The sequence below is a fragment of the Microbacterium sp. Leaf151 genome (genome assembly GCF_001424225.1).
Taxonomy (GTDB): domain Bacteria; phylum Actinomycetota; class Actinomycetes; order Actinomycetales; family Microbacteriaceae; genus Microbacterium.
Genome location: NZ_LMOR01000001.1, coordinates 662,717 through 678,192 on the forward strand (window position 1 = coordinate 662,717; position 15,476 = coordinate 678,192).

Here is a 15,476-nt window from a genome sequence, read left to right on the forward strand (position 1 = left end):
CGCGTGTGAGGTATCCGTACTACGCACTACTGCGCACTGCGTGGTACTGTCCGAGGCAGACAAGCGAAGGGGGCGCGCGTGGATACGACGCAGCTGTTGAAAGGGGTGCTGGATGCCGCCGTACTCGCGGTCGTGCAGCACGACGACGGGTACGGGTACGACATCGTGCGCAGGCTCCGGGAGGCCGGGCTCGGTGAGGTGGGCGACGCATCGGTCTATGGGACGCTCCGGCGGCTTTACTCCGCGGGGGCGCTGTCGAGCTACGTCGTGCCGAGTGACGGAGGACCGCACCGCAAGTACTACGCGATCAACCCGCAGGGCCGTGAGCTGCTCGACGCGCAACGCGCGAGCTGGACCCACTTCTCCTCGGCCATGACGACCCTGCTCGATGACACCACCCCCTCGAAGAAGCTGCGCACGATCGGAGACGCACGATGATCACCACGCCCACTCGCTCCGACATCCGCTACTTCGCCGCCGCCGTGCGCGCGCATCTCGACGACCTCCCGGCCGACGAGGTCGACGACCTGCTCGACGGCCTCGAGGCCGATCTGTCCGATCAGGCCGCCGAGGCGGGGGAGTACTTCGAGCTCCCGGATGCCGCGACCTACGCCGAGGAACTCCGTTCCGCCGCGGGACTCCCCGAACGCGTCGCAGCTCCCCAGAAGAAGATGCCGCTCGTGGAGCGCGCGCGCGACGCGTGGAGTTCGACGGGCAGGAGGATCCGCGGGAACCCCGCCGGTGCCTCGATCCTGGACCTCCTGGCATCCCTCCGCCCCGTGTGGTGGGTGGTCCGCGGAGTCGTCGTCTACCTCTGGGTCGTCGCGTTGCTCGTCCCCCTCGGCGGGACGGGCGGCATCCTGTCGTCGGTCCTCGTGCTGACCTTCAACCCCCTCGCCTGGGTCATCCTCCTGACCCTCATCGCGGTCAGTGTGCAGTGGGGCCAGGGAAGATGGATGCCGTTCCGGTGGCTCCGCGCGACCGCGGTCGTGGTGAGCGTTGTCACGGTGCTGGCTCTGCCCACGACGTTGGGGACGCTGAGCAATTCCCTGTTCGCGGCCGTCTACAGCAACCGCGCGTCGGCCTCTCAGGGATGGACTCCCGGTCTCTCCGTCGACGGCATCCGTGTTCGCAACATCTACGCGTACGACGCGAACGGTGATGCCCTCTCGGGAGTTCAGCTCTTCGACCAGGATGGGCGACCGGTCACCACCGTCGGAATGGAGACGACGACCCTGTCGGACTCCTACTACGCGGGTGGCGGCGGACCTGTTCCGGTCCCTTATACGGTGCCGGGCAGCTCCCCGATCTGGAACGCCTTCCCGCTGCGTGAGGTGCCCGCGGAGAAGTGGACGTGGGATCAGGCCGACCTGGCCGAAGCGACCTTGTCGCCCGCTCCGTTCGAGCGCGTCCAGCCGCTCCCGGATGCCGCGCAGCCGGCCCTCCCCGCGGCGACGCCGGAACCGTCGACGACTCCTCCCACAGAATCCGCTCCGACCCCGACCGTGGACCCCCTCGCCTCCGCGACGTCCGAGGCGGTCGCCCCGTGAGCGACGAGCCGCGCGTCATCAGCATCGACCTGACCCACCTCATAGTGGCGGCACTGGCCCACGACGATGACGACGGCGACCGGTACCGGTGAGACCGGCGTGCGGGACGGGCTTCCGGGGGAGTGGGGGCTCACGGACACCGTCCCGCACGCCGCGGGGGACCGTGTCCATTCCCCTCCGGGCATGTACCGTCGGGCGGAGGGGGCCGACGGCGCGCGGGGGTCGAACCGTCACCGCCGGCGTGTCACCGACGAACCCGCGCACGACGCTCCCGCAGCCCGCGAACGAGCGATGAAAGCGCGCGGGGTCAGCCCCGCGCCGCCCACCACTCCCGAAGCCTCTTCTCGGCCTCCTCCTCGCCGACCACGCCCTCGTCGAGGCGCAGGTCGAGCAGGAAGCGGTATGCCTCGCCCACCTCGCGCCCGGGCTTCAGCCCCAGCACGTCCTGGATGCGGTTGCCGTCGAGCTCGGGGCGGATCGAATCGATCTCCTCCTGCTCGCGAAGCGCGGAGATGCGCGCCTCGATGTCGTCGTAGGCGGATGCCAGTCGCTGCGCCTTGCGCTTGTTGCGGGTGGTCACATCTGCCCGGGTGAGGATGTGCAGGCGCTCCAATTCGGCCCCGGCGTCGCGGACGTACCGGCGCACCGCGGCATCCGTCCACGCCCCCTCGGCGTAGCCGAAGAACCGCAGGTGCAACTCGACGAGGCGCGTGACGACGGTGGTGGTCGCGGCGTCGAAACGCAGCGCCTGCAGGCGCTTGCGGGCGAGGCGCGCACCCTTGACGTCGTGGTGGTGGAACGTCACGCCCCCGCCCGGCTCGAGGCGTCGTGTCGCGGGCTTGCCGATGTCGTGCAGAAGCGCCGCCAGGCGCAGGGGCACATCGGGGGCGGCATCCGGATGCCGACTCTTCTCGAGCGCGATCGCCTGGCGCAGCACGGTGAGGGAGTGCTCGTAGACGTCTTTGTGGTGGTGGTGCTCGTCGACCTCGAGGCGCAGAGCCGGCACCTCGGGCAGGAACTCCTCGATCAGGCCGGTCTCCACGAGCACGCGGAGGCCACGAACCGGGTCATCGGTCTGCAGCAGGCGCACGAGCTCGGCCTGCACGCGTTCGGGGCTGACGATCTCGAGCGACGCCCGCAGGTCGGCGATCGCGTCGAGGGTCGCTCGGTCGACGGTGAAGTCGAGCTGGGACGAGAAGCGAGCCGCGCGCAGCATGCGCAACGGGTCGTCGCCGAAGCTCACGGCCGGGTCGATGGGGGTGCGAAGACGCCCCGCGATCAGATCCTCGACGCCGCCGGTCGGGTCGACGAGCGTGCGCGCGGGCACGCGGAGCGCCATGGCGTTGACGGTGAAGTCGCGGCGGGTGAGGTCGGCTTCGAGGGTGTCACCGAACTCCACCGTGGGCTTGCGCGTGACCCCGTCGTAGCTGTCGGCGCGATAGGTGGTGATCTCGACCTGTTCGCCCATGACGCGTGCGCCGATGGTCCCGAAAGCGCGGCCGACGTCCCATTGGACCGACGAGACGGGCTTGATCAGCGCGAGGATCTCGTCGGGGCGGGCGTCGGTGGTGAAGTCGAAGTCGTGCGTGGTGCGGCCCAGCAGCGCGTCGCGAACCGGGCCACCGACGATCGCGAGATCACGGCCGGCTTCGGCGAAGGTACGGGCGACGGTGGCGACGACGGGGTGCGCGGCGAGCTCCTCGAGGCGCGCGAGACCCTCGGCCATGTTCAGCATGTCTTCGAGCCTATCCGGGGCCGGCGACAGCGATCGTGCGTCTGCCCACGGCCTCATCGAGCGTCCGGAACACCCGGATGCCACGGCATCCACGTCTGCGTTTCGTGGACTCTCGCGTGGCCCGCGACCCCGACCGCGCGGCTCAGTCGGCGAATGAGACGAAGCCTGTCACCAGCAACTCGCGCACGCGTGGCAGCAGATCGTCGCGGAGGTGCGCGGCATCCACCTCCATCAACTGCGCGATGGCGTCGATCAGGACACCGACGGCGAGATCGCCGTCGCACGCCCCGACCAGCGCGGCGAGAGCCGGGTCGACCTCGGTCCGCCGCGCGAAGCCACCGCCCTGGTGCAGCTCGATGACCGACGGATCACCCTCACCCGGGCGGTAGTGGCGCGCCTCGGTGACGTCGGGCGCCACCTGCAGCACGCTCGCCGCGAGGTCGTCGTCGTCCAGCAGCGCCGCACGGTCGTGCGCGGCGAGGCAGGCTGCGAGGTGCGGTCCGAACGCGGACTCTCCGCCCCCCGCGACGCGCTCGTACCGCGCAAGGGTGGGGCCTCCGGCCAGGGGCTTGCGCAGCAACAGGTATCCGAAGCCGACGCCGGTGACGCCGCGGCGGGCGAAGTCGTCGAGCCACGCGTCGATGAGACGTCCGTGCGCGGCCGTTCCCGGAACCGTGCCACCGTCGCGCACCCAGAGCTCCGCGTACGCGAGCGGGTCGAGCACCTCGCGCTCGATCACCCAGCCATCCATCTCCTCGCCCACCCACGAGCGGACGCGGTCGAGTCCCGCTTCACCCTCGCGGTACTCCCAATTGCCCAGCAACTGCGCGACACCTCCGGGCGAGAGATGCGAACCCGCACCCGCGACGACGGCCGCCACCAGCGAATCGCCCTCCATCCCGCCGTCGCGGTACTCGTACGCCGGAACCCCCTCGACACGGGGCGTGATGACGAACGGGGGATTGGATGCCACCCGGTCGAACGTCTCGCCGGCGACGGGGTCGAACAGCGAGCCGTGCCGTGTCTCGATGCCCTCGACGCTGTTCAGGAGCGCGTTCAGCCGGGTGAACCGCAGCGCCCGCTCGGAGACGTCGGTGGCGACGACGTGGTCCACGAGGCGGCGCAGGCGAAGAGCCTGGATGCCGCACCCCGTCCCGACGTCCAGTGCGGTCCGCGCGCCGCGGGTCAGTTGCAGGCGGGCCAGGGTCTGCGAGGCCCCGCCCACACCCAGGACGTGGTCCTCGGGGAGAGGCCCCTCGAGCGCCGCCTCGTCGAGGTCGCTCGCGATCCACCACTCGACCTCCCCCTCGTCGTCCGAGAACGCCTGCGGCCGCACGACGACCTCGGGATGCACGTCGTCGCCCTCGACGCGCACGAGGCCCAGCGCGGCCGCACCGTCGACACCCAACGACGGCAGCGCCGAAACCACCTGCTCGCAATCCACGGTGAGACCGAGCCCCCACAGGCGCCCCAGCACGGCGAGGGCGTCGTCGCGGGCGCCGAGCGCCCGCTCGGCCGGGCGGCGCAGGCCGCGTGCCACGGCGTCATCCGCTTGCTCGCCCCAGGCCCCGCGGAGCGTCGAGCTCGCGAAGTCGGCGGCACGGAGATCGGCGGCGAGCGCCTGACAGAGGCGGGGGTCGGGTTCGGGAAGCACCGGTCCATTCAAGCGTCTGCGCGAGGCTATCGGGGGGCTTCATGGAACGCGGGCCTAGACTCATCGCGGTGCAAGGCCCCCTCGTGCCACCGACGCTCGTATGACCGTGACTTCCCCGCCTTCGGGCTCCCCCGTGCTGCGGCGCCCCCTCGCGCGCCGGCTGCTGGCGACCCTCGCCGCCGGTGCCCTGGCCCTCGGCGTGGCGCTGCCGTCGGCCGCCGCGTTCGCCGCGACCCCCGATCCTTCGTCGACGACCGCGGCCGTCGCCTCCGCACTGTCGGCGGCTCCCGCGGCGAACGGGATCCTGCGCCCCGGCGACCCGCTGGCGGTCGTCGTCACGCTGTCGGCGGGGTCCGCGGCCGCCACCGCGACCCCCGTCGCCCTCTCGATCGGCACGGCATCCCTCGGTGACGACGCCTCCCTCGACCGCTGGCTCGGTGGCGACGCGTCGGGACAGAACCTGCAGCAGGTGGCGACGGGAACGGTGGATGCCACCGCCTCCGGCGCGCAGAGCTCGATCACGCTGACCGTCCCCGCAACCGATGCGACCCTCGCCGGCCGCGGTGCCGGGGTCTACCCGGTGCTCGTGTCGGCGGCCGGCCTGACGGCACCGAGCGTGGTCGTCGTGCCGTCCGACGGTCCGACCACCCCGATCGCGCTCGTGGTGCCCATCACCGCGGCCCCCCTGACACGCGGTCTGCTGACCGGCAACGAGCTGGCGGAGTTGACGGCGGTCGACGGAGCGCTGTCGGCCCAACTCGACGCCGTCGACGGCACCTCTGCCACTTTGGCCATCGACCCGGCCATACCGGCCGCGATCCGTGTTCTCGGCTCCGCTGCGCCGCCCACCGCGGTCGCCTGGCTGCAGCGTCTGCTCGCGCTGCCGAACGACAGGTTCGCGCTGCAGTTCGGCGATGCCGACCTGGCCGCCCAGCTGCAGGCCGGACTGACGGCCCCGTTGGGCCCGACGTCGCTGCAGTCGTACATGGATGAGGCCGATTTCACCGGACCGGCGCCCGCCGTTTCCGCGGTCTCGAGTCCGGAGCCGGTCCCCTCCGCGAGCCCGGGGCAGCCGAGCTATCCGACGTTGACGACGCTGCTCGACATCGGCTCGGCGACATCGAACGTCTTCTGGCCGGCAACGGGGTCGGCCGGGCCCGAGACGGTGGCCTCGCTCGGCGCCCTGGGAACCCCCGAGGAGCCCACTCGCGTGCTGACGGCTTCGACGAGCGTCTCCGGCGGTTCTCGCGTTGCGTCCTCCGCCGTCGCGGGCGTCTCGACCCCGGTGTACGACGCCGAGGTGTCACGGGTGCTCGCGGCCGCCGCCGGCCAGAACGATGCCACGCGCCGCAGTGCGTCCCTGTCCGCCGTGCAGGCGTATCTCGCTATCGCGCGGAGCTCCGCCGGCGATCAGCCGGTCCTCGCCGTGCTCGACCGCGGCACCGACCGCTCCCGCGTGAGCCTGCGCGCCACGCTCGGCCTGATCTCCTCCGCGCCGGGGTTCGCGACATCGACGCTCGCCGAGGTTTCGGGCCGGCCGGCATCCGAGGTCTCCCTCGCCGCGCCCGCGGTCGACCCGACACGGGCGACCGAGGTGGGCGATCTGCTCTCCGACGAGCAGTCGGTCGACCGCTTCGCCACGATCCTCGATCAACCCGAGTTGCTCACCGGCCGCGAACGCGCCGAGTTGCTGCAGGTCATCAGCGTCTCGTGGACGGGCGACGCCGCCCGTCGGGCCGTCGCCGACCACCGTGCCGGTACGCAGACCACGCTGGATTCCGTCGGCATCCTCTCCTCCGACTTCCGCCTGGTCAGCTCCAGCGCCCCGCTGCGACCCTGGGTGCGCAACGACCTGCCGTGGCCCGTCACGGTGGTGCTCGACGTGAGCCCGAACGACGCGCGTCTGCGTGTGCAGGACCGCACGATGGTCGAGGCGCAGGCCGCGGCCAACACCCGCGTCGAGGTGCCCGTCGAAGCACGCATCGCCAACGGCGAGGTCAGCGTCGACCTGCAGCTCTACAGCCCCACCGACCAGCCGGTCGGGGCCCCGCAAAGGGTCGACGTCGAGGTGCGCGCCGAGTGGGAGAGCATCGGGCTGATCGTCATCGTCGTGCTCGTGGTGGCCTTCCTCGGCCTCGGCGTCGTCCGGACGATCGCGCGTCGACGTCGCACGCGGGCGGAAGAGGAGTCGACCCCCACTCAGGATGCCGACACCCCCGTCGACGGCATCGGCGTGAAGGGTCCGGATGACGACGGGCGCAGCCCCGCCGAGTCCGCGGACGACACCGCACCCGACGAAGAGGAGATCCGCCCGTGAGCAGTATCGGACGGGCGAGTGTGCTCATCGGGGCGGGGACGATCGTCTCCCGCGTGAGCGGGCTGCTGCGCATCGTCGTGCTCGTCGCGATCGTCGGCTCGGTGGGCAGCGCCGCGGGTGACGCGTTCGGTCTCGCAAATCAGCTGCCGAACAACATCTACACGGTGATCTCGACCGGTGTACTCACGGCGGTGATCGTCCCGCAGATCGTGAAGGCCGCCGCGCACGCCGACGGCGGCCGGGCCTTCGTCTCGAAGCTCTTCACGCTGGGAACGGTGATCCTGCTCGCGGCGACCGCCCTTGCGATGATCGCCGCTCCGTTGATCGTCACCGTCTACATCGACCCGGCGAAGGTCGAGCCCGATCAGATCGCGCTGGCCACCGCATTCGCCTATTGGTGCCTGCCGCAGATCTTCTTCTACGGCCTCTATGCGCTTCTGGGGGAGATCCTCAACGCGCGCAAGGTGTTCGGCCCGTACACGTGGGCACCCATCGTCAACAACGTCGTCTCCATCGTCGGTTTCGGCATCTTCCTGCTGCTGTTCGGGGGGCCGAGCCCCGACGTCCTGCTGTGGACACCCACGATGATCGCTCTGCTCGGTGGTGTCGCCACAGGCGGGATCGTGTTGCAGACCGTCGTGCTGCTGGTGTTCTGGCGCCGAGCCGGTCTGCAGCTGCGTCCCGACTTCCACTGGCGCGGCGTGGGCCTGCGCCACATCGGACGACTGGCCGGTTGGACGTTCCTCATGGTCATCGTGGGACAGCTGGCCGGAATCGTCCAGACACGGGTGCTGTCCGGCGCTTCGGGGACCGGACCCGCGATCATCGCCACGCAGAACGCGTGGCTGGTGTTCATGCTGCCCTACTCGATCATCGTGCTGTCGATCGGGACGCCGTACTTCACGCAGCTCAGCGAGCACGCCGCAGCCGGGCGTCACGACGAGGTGAAGTCCGACATCGTCCGCAGCATCCGCGTCCTCGGGCTGTTCATCGTCGTCGCCACCGCCGCGCTGGCCGTCGCTGCCGTGCCGGCGACCCGCGTCTTCACGAACAGCTCCGACGAGGCTCTCGCCGCGGCCCCCGTCCTGCTGTGCTTCCTCGTCTGTCTGCTGCCGCTGGCCGTGCTCTTCGTCATCCAACGCACCTTCTACGCCTACAACGACACACGGACGCCGTTCTTCTTCACCCTCGCGCAGGGCGTGCTGGTCGCCGTGACGGCCCTGATCGCCGGAGCCGCGGTCGGCGCCGGGGCTCTTCCCCTTGCCCAGCTGGCGGCGGGGGTCGCACTGGGTCAGTCTCTTGCGAGCGTCGTGCAGGTAGTGGTCGCCACGGTGATCCTGCACCGACGCCTCGGGGGCATCGGTGTGCGCGCCTGGCTGACCCCGCTCGGGCGTTTCGTTCTCGTCGCCGTGCCCGCTGCCGCGGCGGGCTGGGGCGTCGTGCTGCTGTGCGGCGGCCCCGAGGGCTGGCTGTCGGCATCCGTGGTGTCGGGCGCTCTGGGAGCCGCACTGGTCGGATCGGTCGTACTCGCGGTGTACATCGGCATCCTGGCACTTCTGCGAACGCCGGAGCTCGAACCGGCGTTCGCGCTGGGCCGACGGTTCCTCCCCAAGCGCTAGCCCCGCAGCCGTGGAATACCCCGCGGCTAGCATGGGTTTCATCCGACGGAATCAACGAGAGGAAGGCGCAACCGTGCGTCACGTCATCATCATCGGATCGGGCCCGGCCGGGTACACCGCTGCCATCTACGCCGCCCGAGCCAATCTGGAACCCCTCGTCGTCGCGAGCTCCGTCGAAGCCGGCGGAGACCTCATGAACACCACCGAGGTCGAGAACTTCCCCGGGTTCCCCGACGGCATTCAGGGCCCCGACCTCATGGCCAAGATGCAGGCGCAAGCCGAGCGTTTCGGTGCCGACGTCCTGTACGACGACGTCGTCTCGCTTCAGCTCGACGGCCCCGTCAAGACGATCACGCTCGGTAGCGGCAGGGTCGAAGAGGCCGTCTCGGTCATCTACGCCACCGGATCCGCTTACCGCAAGTTGGGTCTCGAGGGCGAAGAGCGTCTGTCGGGCCGCGGTGTTTCGTGGTGTGCCACGTGCGACGGCTTCTTCTTCCGTGACCGCACCATCGCCGTCGTCGGCGGCGGTGACTCGGCGATGGAAGAGGCGAACTTCCTCACCAAGTTCGCGTCGAAGGTCTACGTCATCCACCGCAAGGACTCGCTGCGCGCCTCCAAGATCATGCAGGAGCGCGCCTTCGCCAACCCCAAGATCGAGTTCATCTGGAACAGCGCGGTCGACGAGATCCTCGGTGACGAAGCCGTCAACGGCGTGCGTCTTCGCTCGACCGTCGACGACTCGACGAGTGAGCTGCCCCTCGACGGCCTGTTCGTCGCGATCGGCAACGATCCGCGCACGCACCTGGTCCATGACAAGCTGCAGCTGACCGACCAGGGCACCATCTGGGTCGACGGACGTTCCTCGCGCACGTCGGTCGAGGGTGTCTTCGCCGCCGGTGACGTGATCGACCCGACGTACCGCCAGGCCATCACCGCCGCGGGCAGCGGCACCGTCGCTGCCCTCGACGTAGAGCACTACCTCGCCGCGCGCGGCGAAGCCGGTGCGCCCGCCGTCTCGGAGAGCCCCCTCGAGGGTCTCCCTGACGCTGCGGTCGTCTGAGGAACAAATCCGCGCCAACCGGCGTTTCGACTCACTGAAGCTTCCATCTAAGGAGATATGCAATGACTGCCAAGGCGACGACCTCCGCCACGTTCGAGCAGGACGTCCTGCAGGCTGACGGACCCGTGCTCGTGGACTTCTGGGCCGAGTGGTGCGGACCGTGTCGCATGGTCGCTCCCGTCCTCGATGAGATCCAGAACGAGAACGCGGGCAAGATCACGGTCCTCAAGCTCAACGTCGATGAGAACCCCGATCTGGCGATGAAGTACCAGATCACCTCGATCCCCGCGATGAAGGTGTTCCAGGGCGGCGAGGTGAAGACCACGATCATCGGCGCGAAGCCGAAGTTCGCGCTGGAGCAGGATCTCGCACCGTTCCTCGGCTGAGACGTTGCTGACGAAGGCCCCGATTCCTCACGGACTCGGGGCCTTCGTCGTACCCGGGACTCGCCGCACGGCCCGGGCGCCGACCGTCCCGTCGTATCGACGGTGTGACCGCCTTCCGGATGCCGAGGACTCGGCCGGAACGACATCGCACACCGGACAGACTTGCGGTCGAACCCTCGCATCGAGATCACGTGAGTTGAACGTTCGATCGCGCTATGCGATCATGCGCGTTGCGTTCATGCGCGTCACGCGTTCATGCGCGCTACGCGTTCGAGCGCGCTACGCGTTCGAGCGCGCTATGCGTTCGAGCGCGTTGGGCGCTGAAACGCGCCGAGCGCCCTCAGGACGCGTCGAGACGTGCGCTGGCGTCCCAGCGGCGGTGCGGCTCTTCATCGCCCAGGATGCGCCACACAGCGCGTGTCAGCGGTGGGTAATCAAGAGAGATCTGCCGGAGCACGCGGTAGTTGCGCGACCGGCTCGGACGCTGGCCCCCGTTCTCCGCGATGTTCTCCGCGCGCAGAGTGAGCACGACGAGTTCGTCGACGCTCGGCAGATCTTCCATGAAGTCCCACGGGTCTTCACCGCCGCGCAGACGCTCGTGAATGAGCACGGCCAGCTCGTCGGACGCCTCCGCGCGCAGCAGCTCGAGGCTGGCGCGGCGGCGCAGGGTGTCGTCGTTCGCTGTCACCATTCCAGCGTACGACGGGCCGCCGACACCGGGGCCCGCGATCACCTCGCCACGACGGTACTAACCGCGGCCGCGGACGATTTAGCCGGTGTAGCCGTCTTCACCGAGAGTGGAGAGAATGCGATTCAGATCCTGAATGGACGCGAAATCTATGCTGATCTGGCCTTTTTTAGCACTGAGAGACACTCGGACCTTCGTGTCGAACCGGTCGCCGAGTCGGTCGGCGATCTGGTCGAGTCCTGCCTGACGGGCACCGGATCTCGGCTTCTGGCGGACCGGCACCACACCGGGCATCTTCGCGGCCGCCTCGGCGGCGCGCACCGACAGGTCCTCATTCACGATCTTGTCCGCGAGTTTCTGCATCTCGCGCGGGTCGTCGAGCGACAGAATGGCGCGAGCGTGGCCCGCGCTCAGGACACCCGCGGCGACGCGCTGCTGCACGGGGACAGGCAACTTCAGAAGACGAATGGTGTTGCTGATCTGAGGACGCGAACGCCCGATCCGCGTCGCCAGTTCCTCCTGAGTGATGCCGAAATCCTCGAGCAGCTGCTGATACGCCGATGCCTCTTCGAGGGGGTTGAGCTGAGACCGGTGCAGGTTCTCGAGGAGTGCGTCACGAAGCAGGTACTCGTCATCGGTCTCACGAACGACCGCTGGAATCGTGGCGAGACCCGCTTCACGCGACGCACGCGTTCGCCTCTCACCCATGATGAGCTCGTACGTCCCGTCGCCCTTGTCACGCACGACGACGGGCTGCAGCACGCCGAACTCGCGGACGGAGTGCACCAGCTCAGCGAGGTCGTCCGAATCGAAATGGGTTCGAGGCTGACGAGGATTCGGAACGATCGACGCCGGGTCGACGTGGATGAGGCGCGCGCCCGGAACGGAGACGAGCTGCGCATCATCGCCCGCCGCGGGGTCAACCGTTCCCGACGACGTCTTCTCTTTCTCGGATGTCGACGCACCCGGGAAGAACACATCGACGGGACGAGCCTCCGACGGTTCGGCGGTGGGGATCAGCGCACCGATGCCACGACCCAGTCCGGTCCTCTTAGCCATCAGGAATCCTTTTCGATGGTGTCGCGAGCGACGATTTCTACCGCGGCTTCGCGATAAGCGATGGCGCCCGCCGACTGGCCATCGTACGCGATGACCGTCTGCCCGAAGCTCGGTGCCTCTGAGACGCGAACGGAGCGGGGAATGACCGTGTTGAGCACCTCGTGCGAGAAGTGCGAACGAACCTCTTCCGCGACCTGCTGTGCAAGCCGTGTGCGCCCGTCGTACATCGTCAGCAAGATGGTCGAGATGTGAAGCTTCGGATTGAGGTGCTTCTGAATCATCTGCACACTGCCGAGCAGCTGGCTCAGCCCCTCTAGCGCGTAGTACTCGCACTGGATGGGGATCATCACCTCGTCAGCCGCTGTGAACGCGTTGATCGTCAGAAGTCCGAGTGACGGCGGGCAGTCGATGATCACGAAGTCGAGGTGATTGTTTTCGATCTCCAGGTACTCGCGAAGCGCCCCCCGCAGGCGATGCTCGCGTGCGACCTGTGAGACGAGCTCGATTTCTGCGCCGGCGAGATGGATGGTGCTCGGTGCGCAGAGCAGATCAGGGGACTCCGGGCTCGTCTGAATAATGTCGACGAGCGGAACATCGTTGATGAGAACGTCGTAGACGCTCGGGGTCTCGGCGTTGTGGGCGACACCGAGGGCCGTCGACGCGTTGCCCTGGGGGTCGAGGTCGATAACGAGAACGCGGGCACCCACCGACGCGAGAGCTGCGCCCATGTTAACAGCGGTGGTGGTCTTCCCGACCCCGCCTTTCTGATTCGACACCGTGAACACGCGGGTGCGCCCCGTCAGTTTGACGTCGGCCACTTCGAGCGCACGTCGTCGTGCCGATAGGTCAGCGATCTCACGAGCGATGGGGGAGTCATCGAGCGAAAAGGACGAAGACGCCTCACCGGATTGTTTCACGTGAAACACCTCTCACCTTCGCGAACTCGCTCAGTCTACCTGTGGCCCCTGACATCGCCTCCCATCGCGCTCGCTACTGCGAGAGTGGCCATCGAGAATGCCGCTGCGTGGAGTGACAGTGTGGCGCTAGACGTGGGCCCGCGTCGTGCACAGTGCGGTGCGCTGCGCCCGTCGAGAACCGCGCCCTCTGCTCGCTGGCGGGCGTGTCGGGTCGTCGTGACGAATCATGGTGGCGTTCGGAAGTTTCCGGTCGCCCCTGACTGCTGATACGTGTGGAGCGTGCGTCTGAGATCCCGACGTTGCTGCGGATCCGTTTATATCCCGTCGACGCCCAAAATCTCGTTGTTTCACGTGAAACATGGGCGGTATCGCTGCTTGAAAGCGGCGAACGGATGTCGTGAGCAGGTCTCACGGACGCTGGTGGACTGAACTCATAGGAGAGCTGACCCCTGTCACCACCCCTCCCGCACGCGGGCTCTCTCATACCGATCGCCGTCGTTCCAAAGAATGCCCAGCGGCCGAGCGTCTATCGAACGCCCGCCACGCGTGGCACCCCGTTCTGAGCTGAGCTGCGTTCGCATCCGGTCATGGGCCGAGACGTACCCCGTACGGCCCGGTCGCTTAGGCACCAAAGCACGCTCCGCGAGGCGGTCGATGTCAGCGAGGGAAGCATACGTCTCACAAACAATGCCTCGCGTCTTCAGGTTCGCGGCCAGATTCGCAGGCTCGAGAGCGTGTAGGGTCCGGACACGGAACCTCGCGGCATCGGGTTTCTCACTGCGAACGTGTGACTGACCGCCCACCTGCGTGACTGGCTGACGAAGACAAATGAGCGCTCGACCCGCAATCCCGCGGTCTCGGGTGACACGCCTCCTGCCATAGTGCGTCGGTCATGGACGACCCGGACGCGTGCGTTCGTCGGAAAGTGTTTCACGTGAAACATGAGCCTTCACATGCGTGTCGGCGCCGGAGGCAGACAGGAAGCGACGTTCACCGGGGTCGTGACGGCATTCGAGGGTTGGGTCGAAGGCTAGGAAGCTCCCCCAGGACGCACTGGCCGACCGTGGTTCGGACGCTCGGTGTCGAGACGAACTCATACACGCCGGGCCGATCGCCATCACGCGACCGAGAGCGCGCGACCCCGGTCTCGCCAACTCACCGCAGGGGTCGCGTGCGGGCTGCACTGCGTCAAGCCAGTACCTGCCGCCGGGTGGTTCACGAGAAACGTCTATTATGCAACCGCCTACGTCTGTGACCCCGGCGGCGACAGACTGAGATGACGTCGGGGACGGTCTCAGCGCGGTGAAATCGAGACTGTCGACGAGCAGGAGTGCGTTCCTTTCTGCTGGCGCCGCACCAGCTGACGACTATGGGCTCTCCGGATAGTGAGGCGCCCACCCTGCCGCCTGTCAATCGTCACCGTCTCGAGTGGTAGCGAGTCGCCCCCGATGGTCCCGACGTATCGCCCCGCAACAAGGACCGCGTGCGATCTCGTATGTCCGACGGACGCGTCAACAGTGCGGCGTGGGCGGAGCTGCGCCAGAGTTGTGGCCATCCGCTCGTGCAGATCTCAACCTCGACTCGGGGCGGACCTCGCTGACGAACGAGCAGGCGGAAATGTCAGTTGTATCCCCCGCGCATCCGCTGTGCTGGCCAAGACTCCGCCGCCACCAGAGAGGGAAGGGGCCGTCCGTGGACGACGTGGTCGGGCCGAAGCAGCCGCGGCAGCCGACGGGGAGCCAGGCGTCCTCTCGACGCCACGCACCCACAGCACTCGTGTTGCACCGCCAAAGACCCCGCTGGGTCCTGTCGAACTACGTTTCACGTGAAAACGTCGCGCGCAACGCTTTGCGACCCTCGCAAGAGTAGCGGAGCATGTACGGGGCTCATCAACTGGGGCCCGGTAGCGGTGCGGCCGGTTCGCAACCCAGCTGCACGACAAGACTGACGGGCGAGCGGTCGCAGGACGCAGGACTCGCCGATTCATGGACGGCGCGGCGCCGCGACTGGACCGACCTGCAATTATCAGGCGCGACGACATCATCACCAGCTGGTGCGAGGGCGATCCTCTTGTCGCACGAGCTGGCTGCTGGCTCAACCCCGGTGAGAGGGGCACTCCATCGAAAGGCGCTGGGCTATGGCGGGGAGCACTGAACGCGTCTCGTCTCGAACTTTCCCTAGTGCTCGGGCGTCGTCGACATTTTCCAGCTCTTCCTACCGTCGTCGTCCCGGCAGCCGACATCGTTGCTGCGACTGAGCTCGGCCTCAGCAGCCTCTCTCCCATTCCGAACACGCCGCGTGTACGTGTACGTGCCCCACACCAAATGACCGTGGGCTTCGCAGGGCCGCATCTCTGTTCGGCACCTGGCAAGTGCCGCCGAGCGCAAGTTCAAGAAGCTGGCTCCTCACGCATACTCTGCGAGTGAGCCCGACAGGACAGCCGCATTCCCCTAAGCTCCCAAATGCCTGCCGACGTGCCTTGCAATGCCGC

At 68.2% G+C, this 15,476-nt stretch carries 11 protein-coding genes; 6 read left to right on the plus strand and 5 right to left on the minus strand.

The window, feature by feature from the left end:
* The first annotated feature begins 78 nt into the window (after positions 1-78).
* Both ASF76_RS02980 and ASF76_RS02985 read left to right on the plus strand, forming a co-directional pair.
* Positions 79-438: a PadR family transcriptional regulator gene (locus ASF76_RS02980; RefSeq protein WP_055952667.1), complete on the plus strand. Its 360-nt coding sequence runs from the start codon at positions 79-81 to the stop codon at positions 436-438.
* A complete protein-coding gene (locus ASF76_RS02985; RefSeq protein WP_055952670.1) occupies positions 435-1,550 on the plus strand; it encodes a hypothetical protein in 1,116 nt (371 codons plus the stop codon). The genes ASF76_RS02980 and ASF76_RS02985 overlap by 4 nt, the downstream gene beginning before the upstream one ends.
* 307 nt (positions 1,551-1,857) lie before the next feature.
* On the opposite strand, the gene ASF76_RS02990 is transcribed toward ASF76_RS02985, so the two are convergent.
* Entirely contained in the window at positions 1,858-3,285 is a 1,428-nt protein-coding gene (locus ASF76_RS02990) for a CCA tRNA nucleotidyltransferase (RefSeq protein ID WP_055952673.1), read from the minus strand.
* A gap of 142 nt (positions 3,286-3,427) precedes the next feature.
* Positions 3,428-4,939: a DUF7059 domain-containing protein gene (locus tag ASF76_RS02995; protein ID WP_082484807.1), complete on the minus strand. Its 1,512-nt coding sequence runs from the start codon at positions 4,937-4,939 to the stop codon at positions 3,428-3,430.
* A gap of 106 nt (positions 4,940-5,045) precedes the next feature.
* Here ASF76_RS02995 and ASF76_RS03000 point away from each other — a divergent pair, with 106 nt between their 5' ends.
* The 4 genes from ASF76_RS03000 to trxA all read left to right on the plus strand — a co-directional run bounded on the left by ASF76_RS03000 (position 5,046) and on the right by trxA (position 10,321).
* Positions 5,046-7,256 carry a DUF6049 family protein gene (locus tag ASF76_RS03000; RefSeq protein WP_156459101.1) on the plus strand — a complete coding sequence of 737 codons (2,211 nt, stop codon included), beginning with the start codon at positions 5,046-5,048 and terminating at the stop codon, positions 7,254-7,256.
* Positions 7,253-8,875 carry a murein biosynthesis integral membrane protein MurJ gene (gene murJ / locus ASF76_RS03005; RefSeq protein WP_055952681.1) on the plus strand — a complete coding sequence of 541 codons (1,623 nt, stop codon included), beginning with the start codon at positions 7,253-7,255 and terminating at the stop codon, positions 8,873-8,875. The genes ASF76_RS03000 and murJ overlap by 4 nt, the downstream gene beginning before the upstream one ends.
* Before the next feature lie 73 nt (positions 8,876-8,948).
* Positions 8,949-9,935 (plus strand): thioredoxin-disulfide reductase, encoded by a 987-nt coding sequence (gene trxB, locus ASF76_RS03010; RefSeq protein ID WP_055952684.1) that lies wholly within the window; start codon positions 8,949-8,951, stop codon positions 9,933-9,935.
* A gap of 62 nt (positions 9,936-9,997) precedes the next feature.
* Complete coding sequence (gene trxA, locus ASF76_RS03015) at positions 9,998-10,321, plus strand: thioredoxin (RefSeq protein ID WP_055952687.1); 324 nt, start codon at positions 9,998-10,000, stop codon at positions 10,319-10,321.
* Positions 10,322-10,661: 340 nt separating this feature from the next.
* Here trxA and ASF76_RS03020 read toward each other — a convergent pair whose 3' ends face one another.
* From ASF76_RS03020 to ASF76_RS03030, 3 genes are all read right to left on the minus strand, one after another.
* Complete coding sequence (locus ASF76_RS03020) at positions 10,662-11,009, minus strand: tryptophan synthase subunit alpha (protein WP_374108651.1); 348 nt, start codon at positions 11,007-11,009, stop codon at positions 10,662-10,664.
* Positions 11,010-11,090: 81 nt separating this feature from the next.
* Positions 11,091-12,068, minus strand: coding sequence for a ParB/RepB/Spo0J family partition protein (locus ASF76_RS03025; RefSeq protein ID WP_055952694.1), 978 nt, complete (start codon positions 12,066-12,068; stop codon positions 11,091-11,093).
* Positions 12,068-12,994 (minus strand): ParA family protein, encoded by a 927-nt coding sequence (locus tag ASF76_RS03030; RefSeq protein ID WP_055952697.1) that lies wholly within the window; start codon positions 12,992-12,994, stop codon positions 12,068-12,070. Before ASF76_RS03030 ends, ASF76_RS03025 begins: the two co-directional genes overlap by 1 nt.
* Positions 12,995-15,476: the final 2,482 nt, after the last annotated feature.

Bases quoted from the DNA above. Each gene is read 5' to 3' on its own strand.
- ASF76_RS02985 (WP_055952670.1), top strand. From the start codon at position 435: ATGATCACCACGCCCACTCGCTCCGACATCCGCTACTTCGCCGCCGCC.
- ASF76_RS02990 (WP_055952673.1), bottom strand. From the start codon at position 3,285: ATGCTGAACATGGCCGAGGGTCTCGCGCGCCTCGAGGAGCTCGCCGCG.
- trxA (WP_055952687.1), top strand. From the start codon at position 9,998: ATGACTGCCAAGGCGACGACCTCCGCCACGTTCGAGCAGGACGTCCTG.
- ASF76_RS03025 (WP_055952694.1), bottom strand. From the start codon at position 12,068: ATGGCTAAGAGGACCGGACTGGGTCGTGGCATCGGTGCGCTGATCCCC.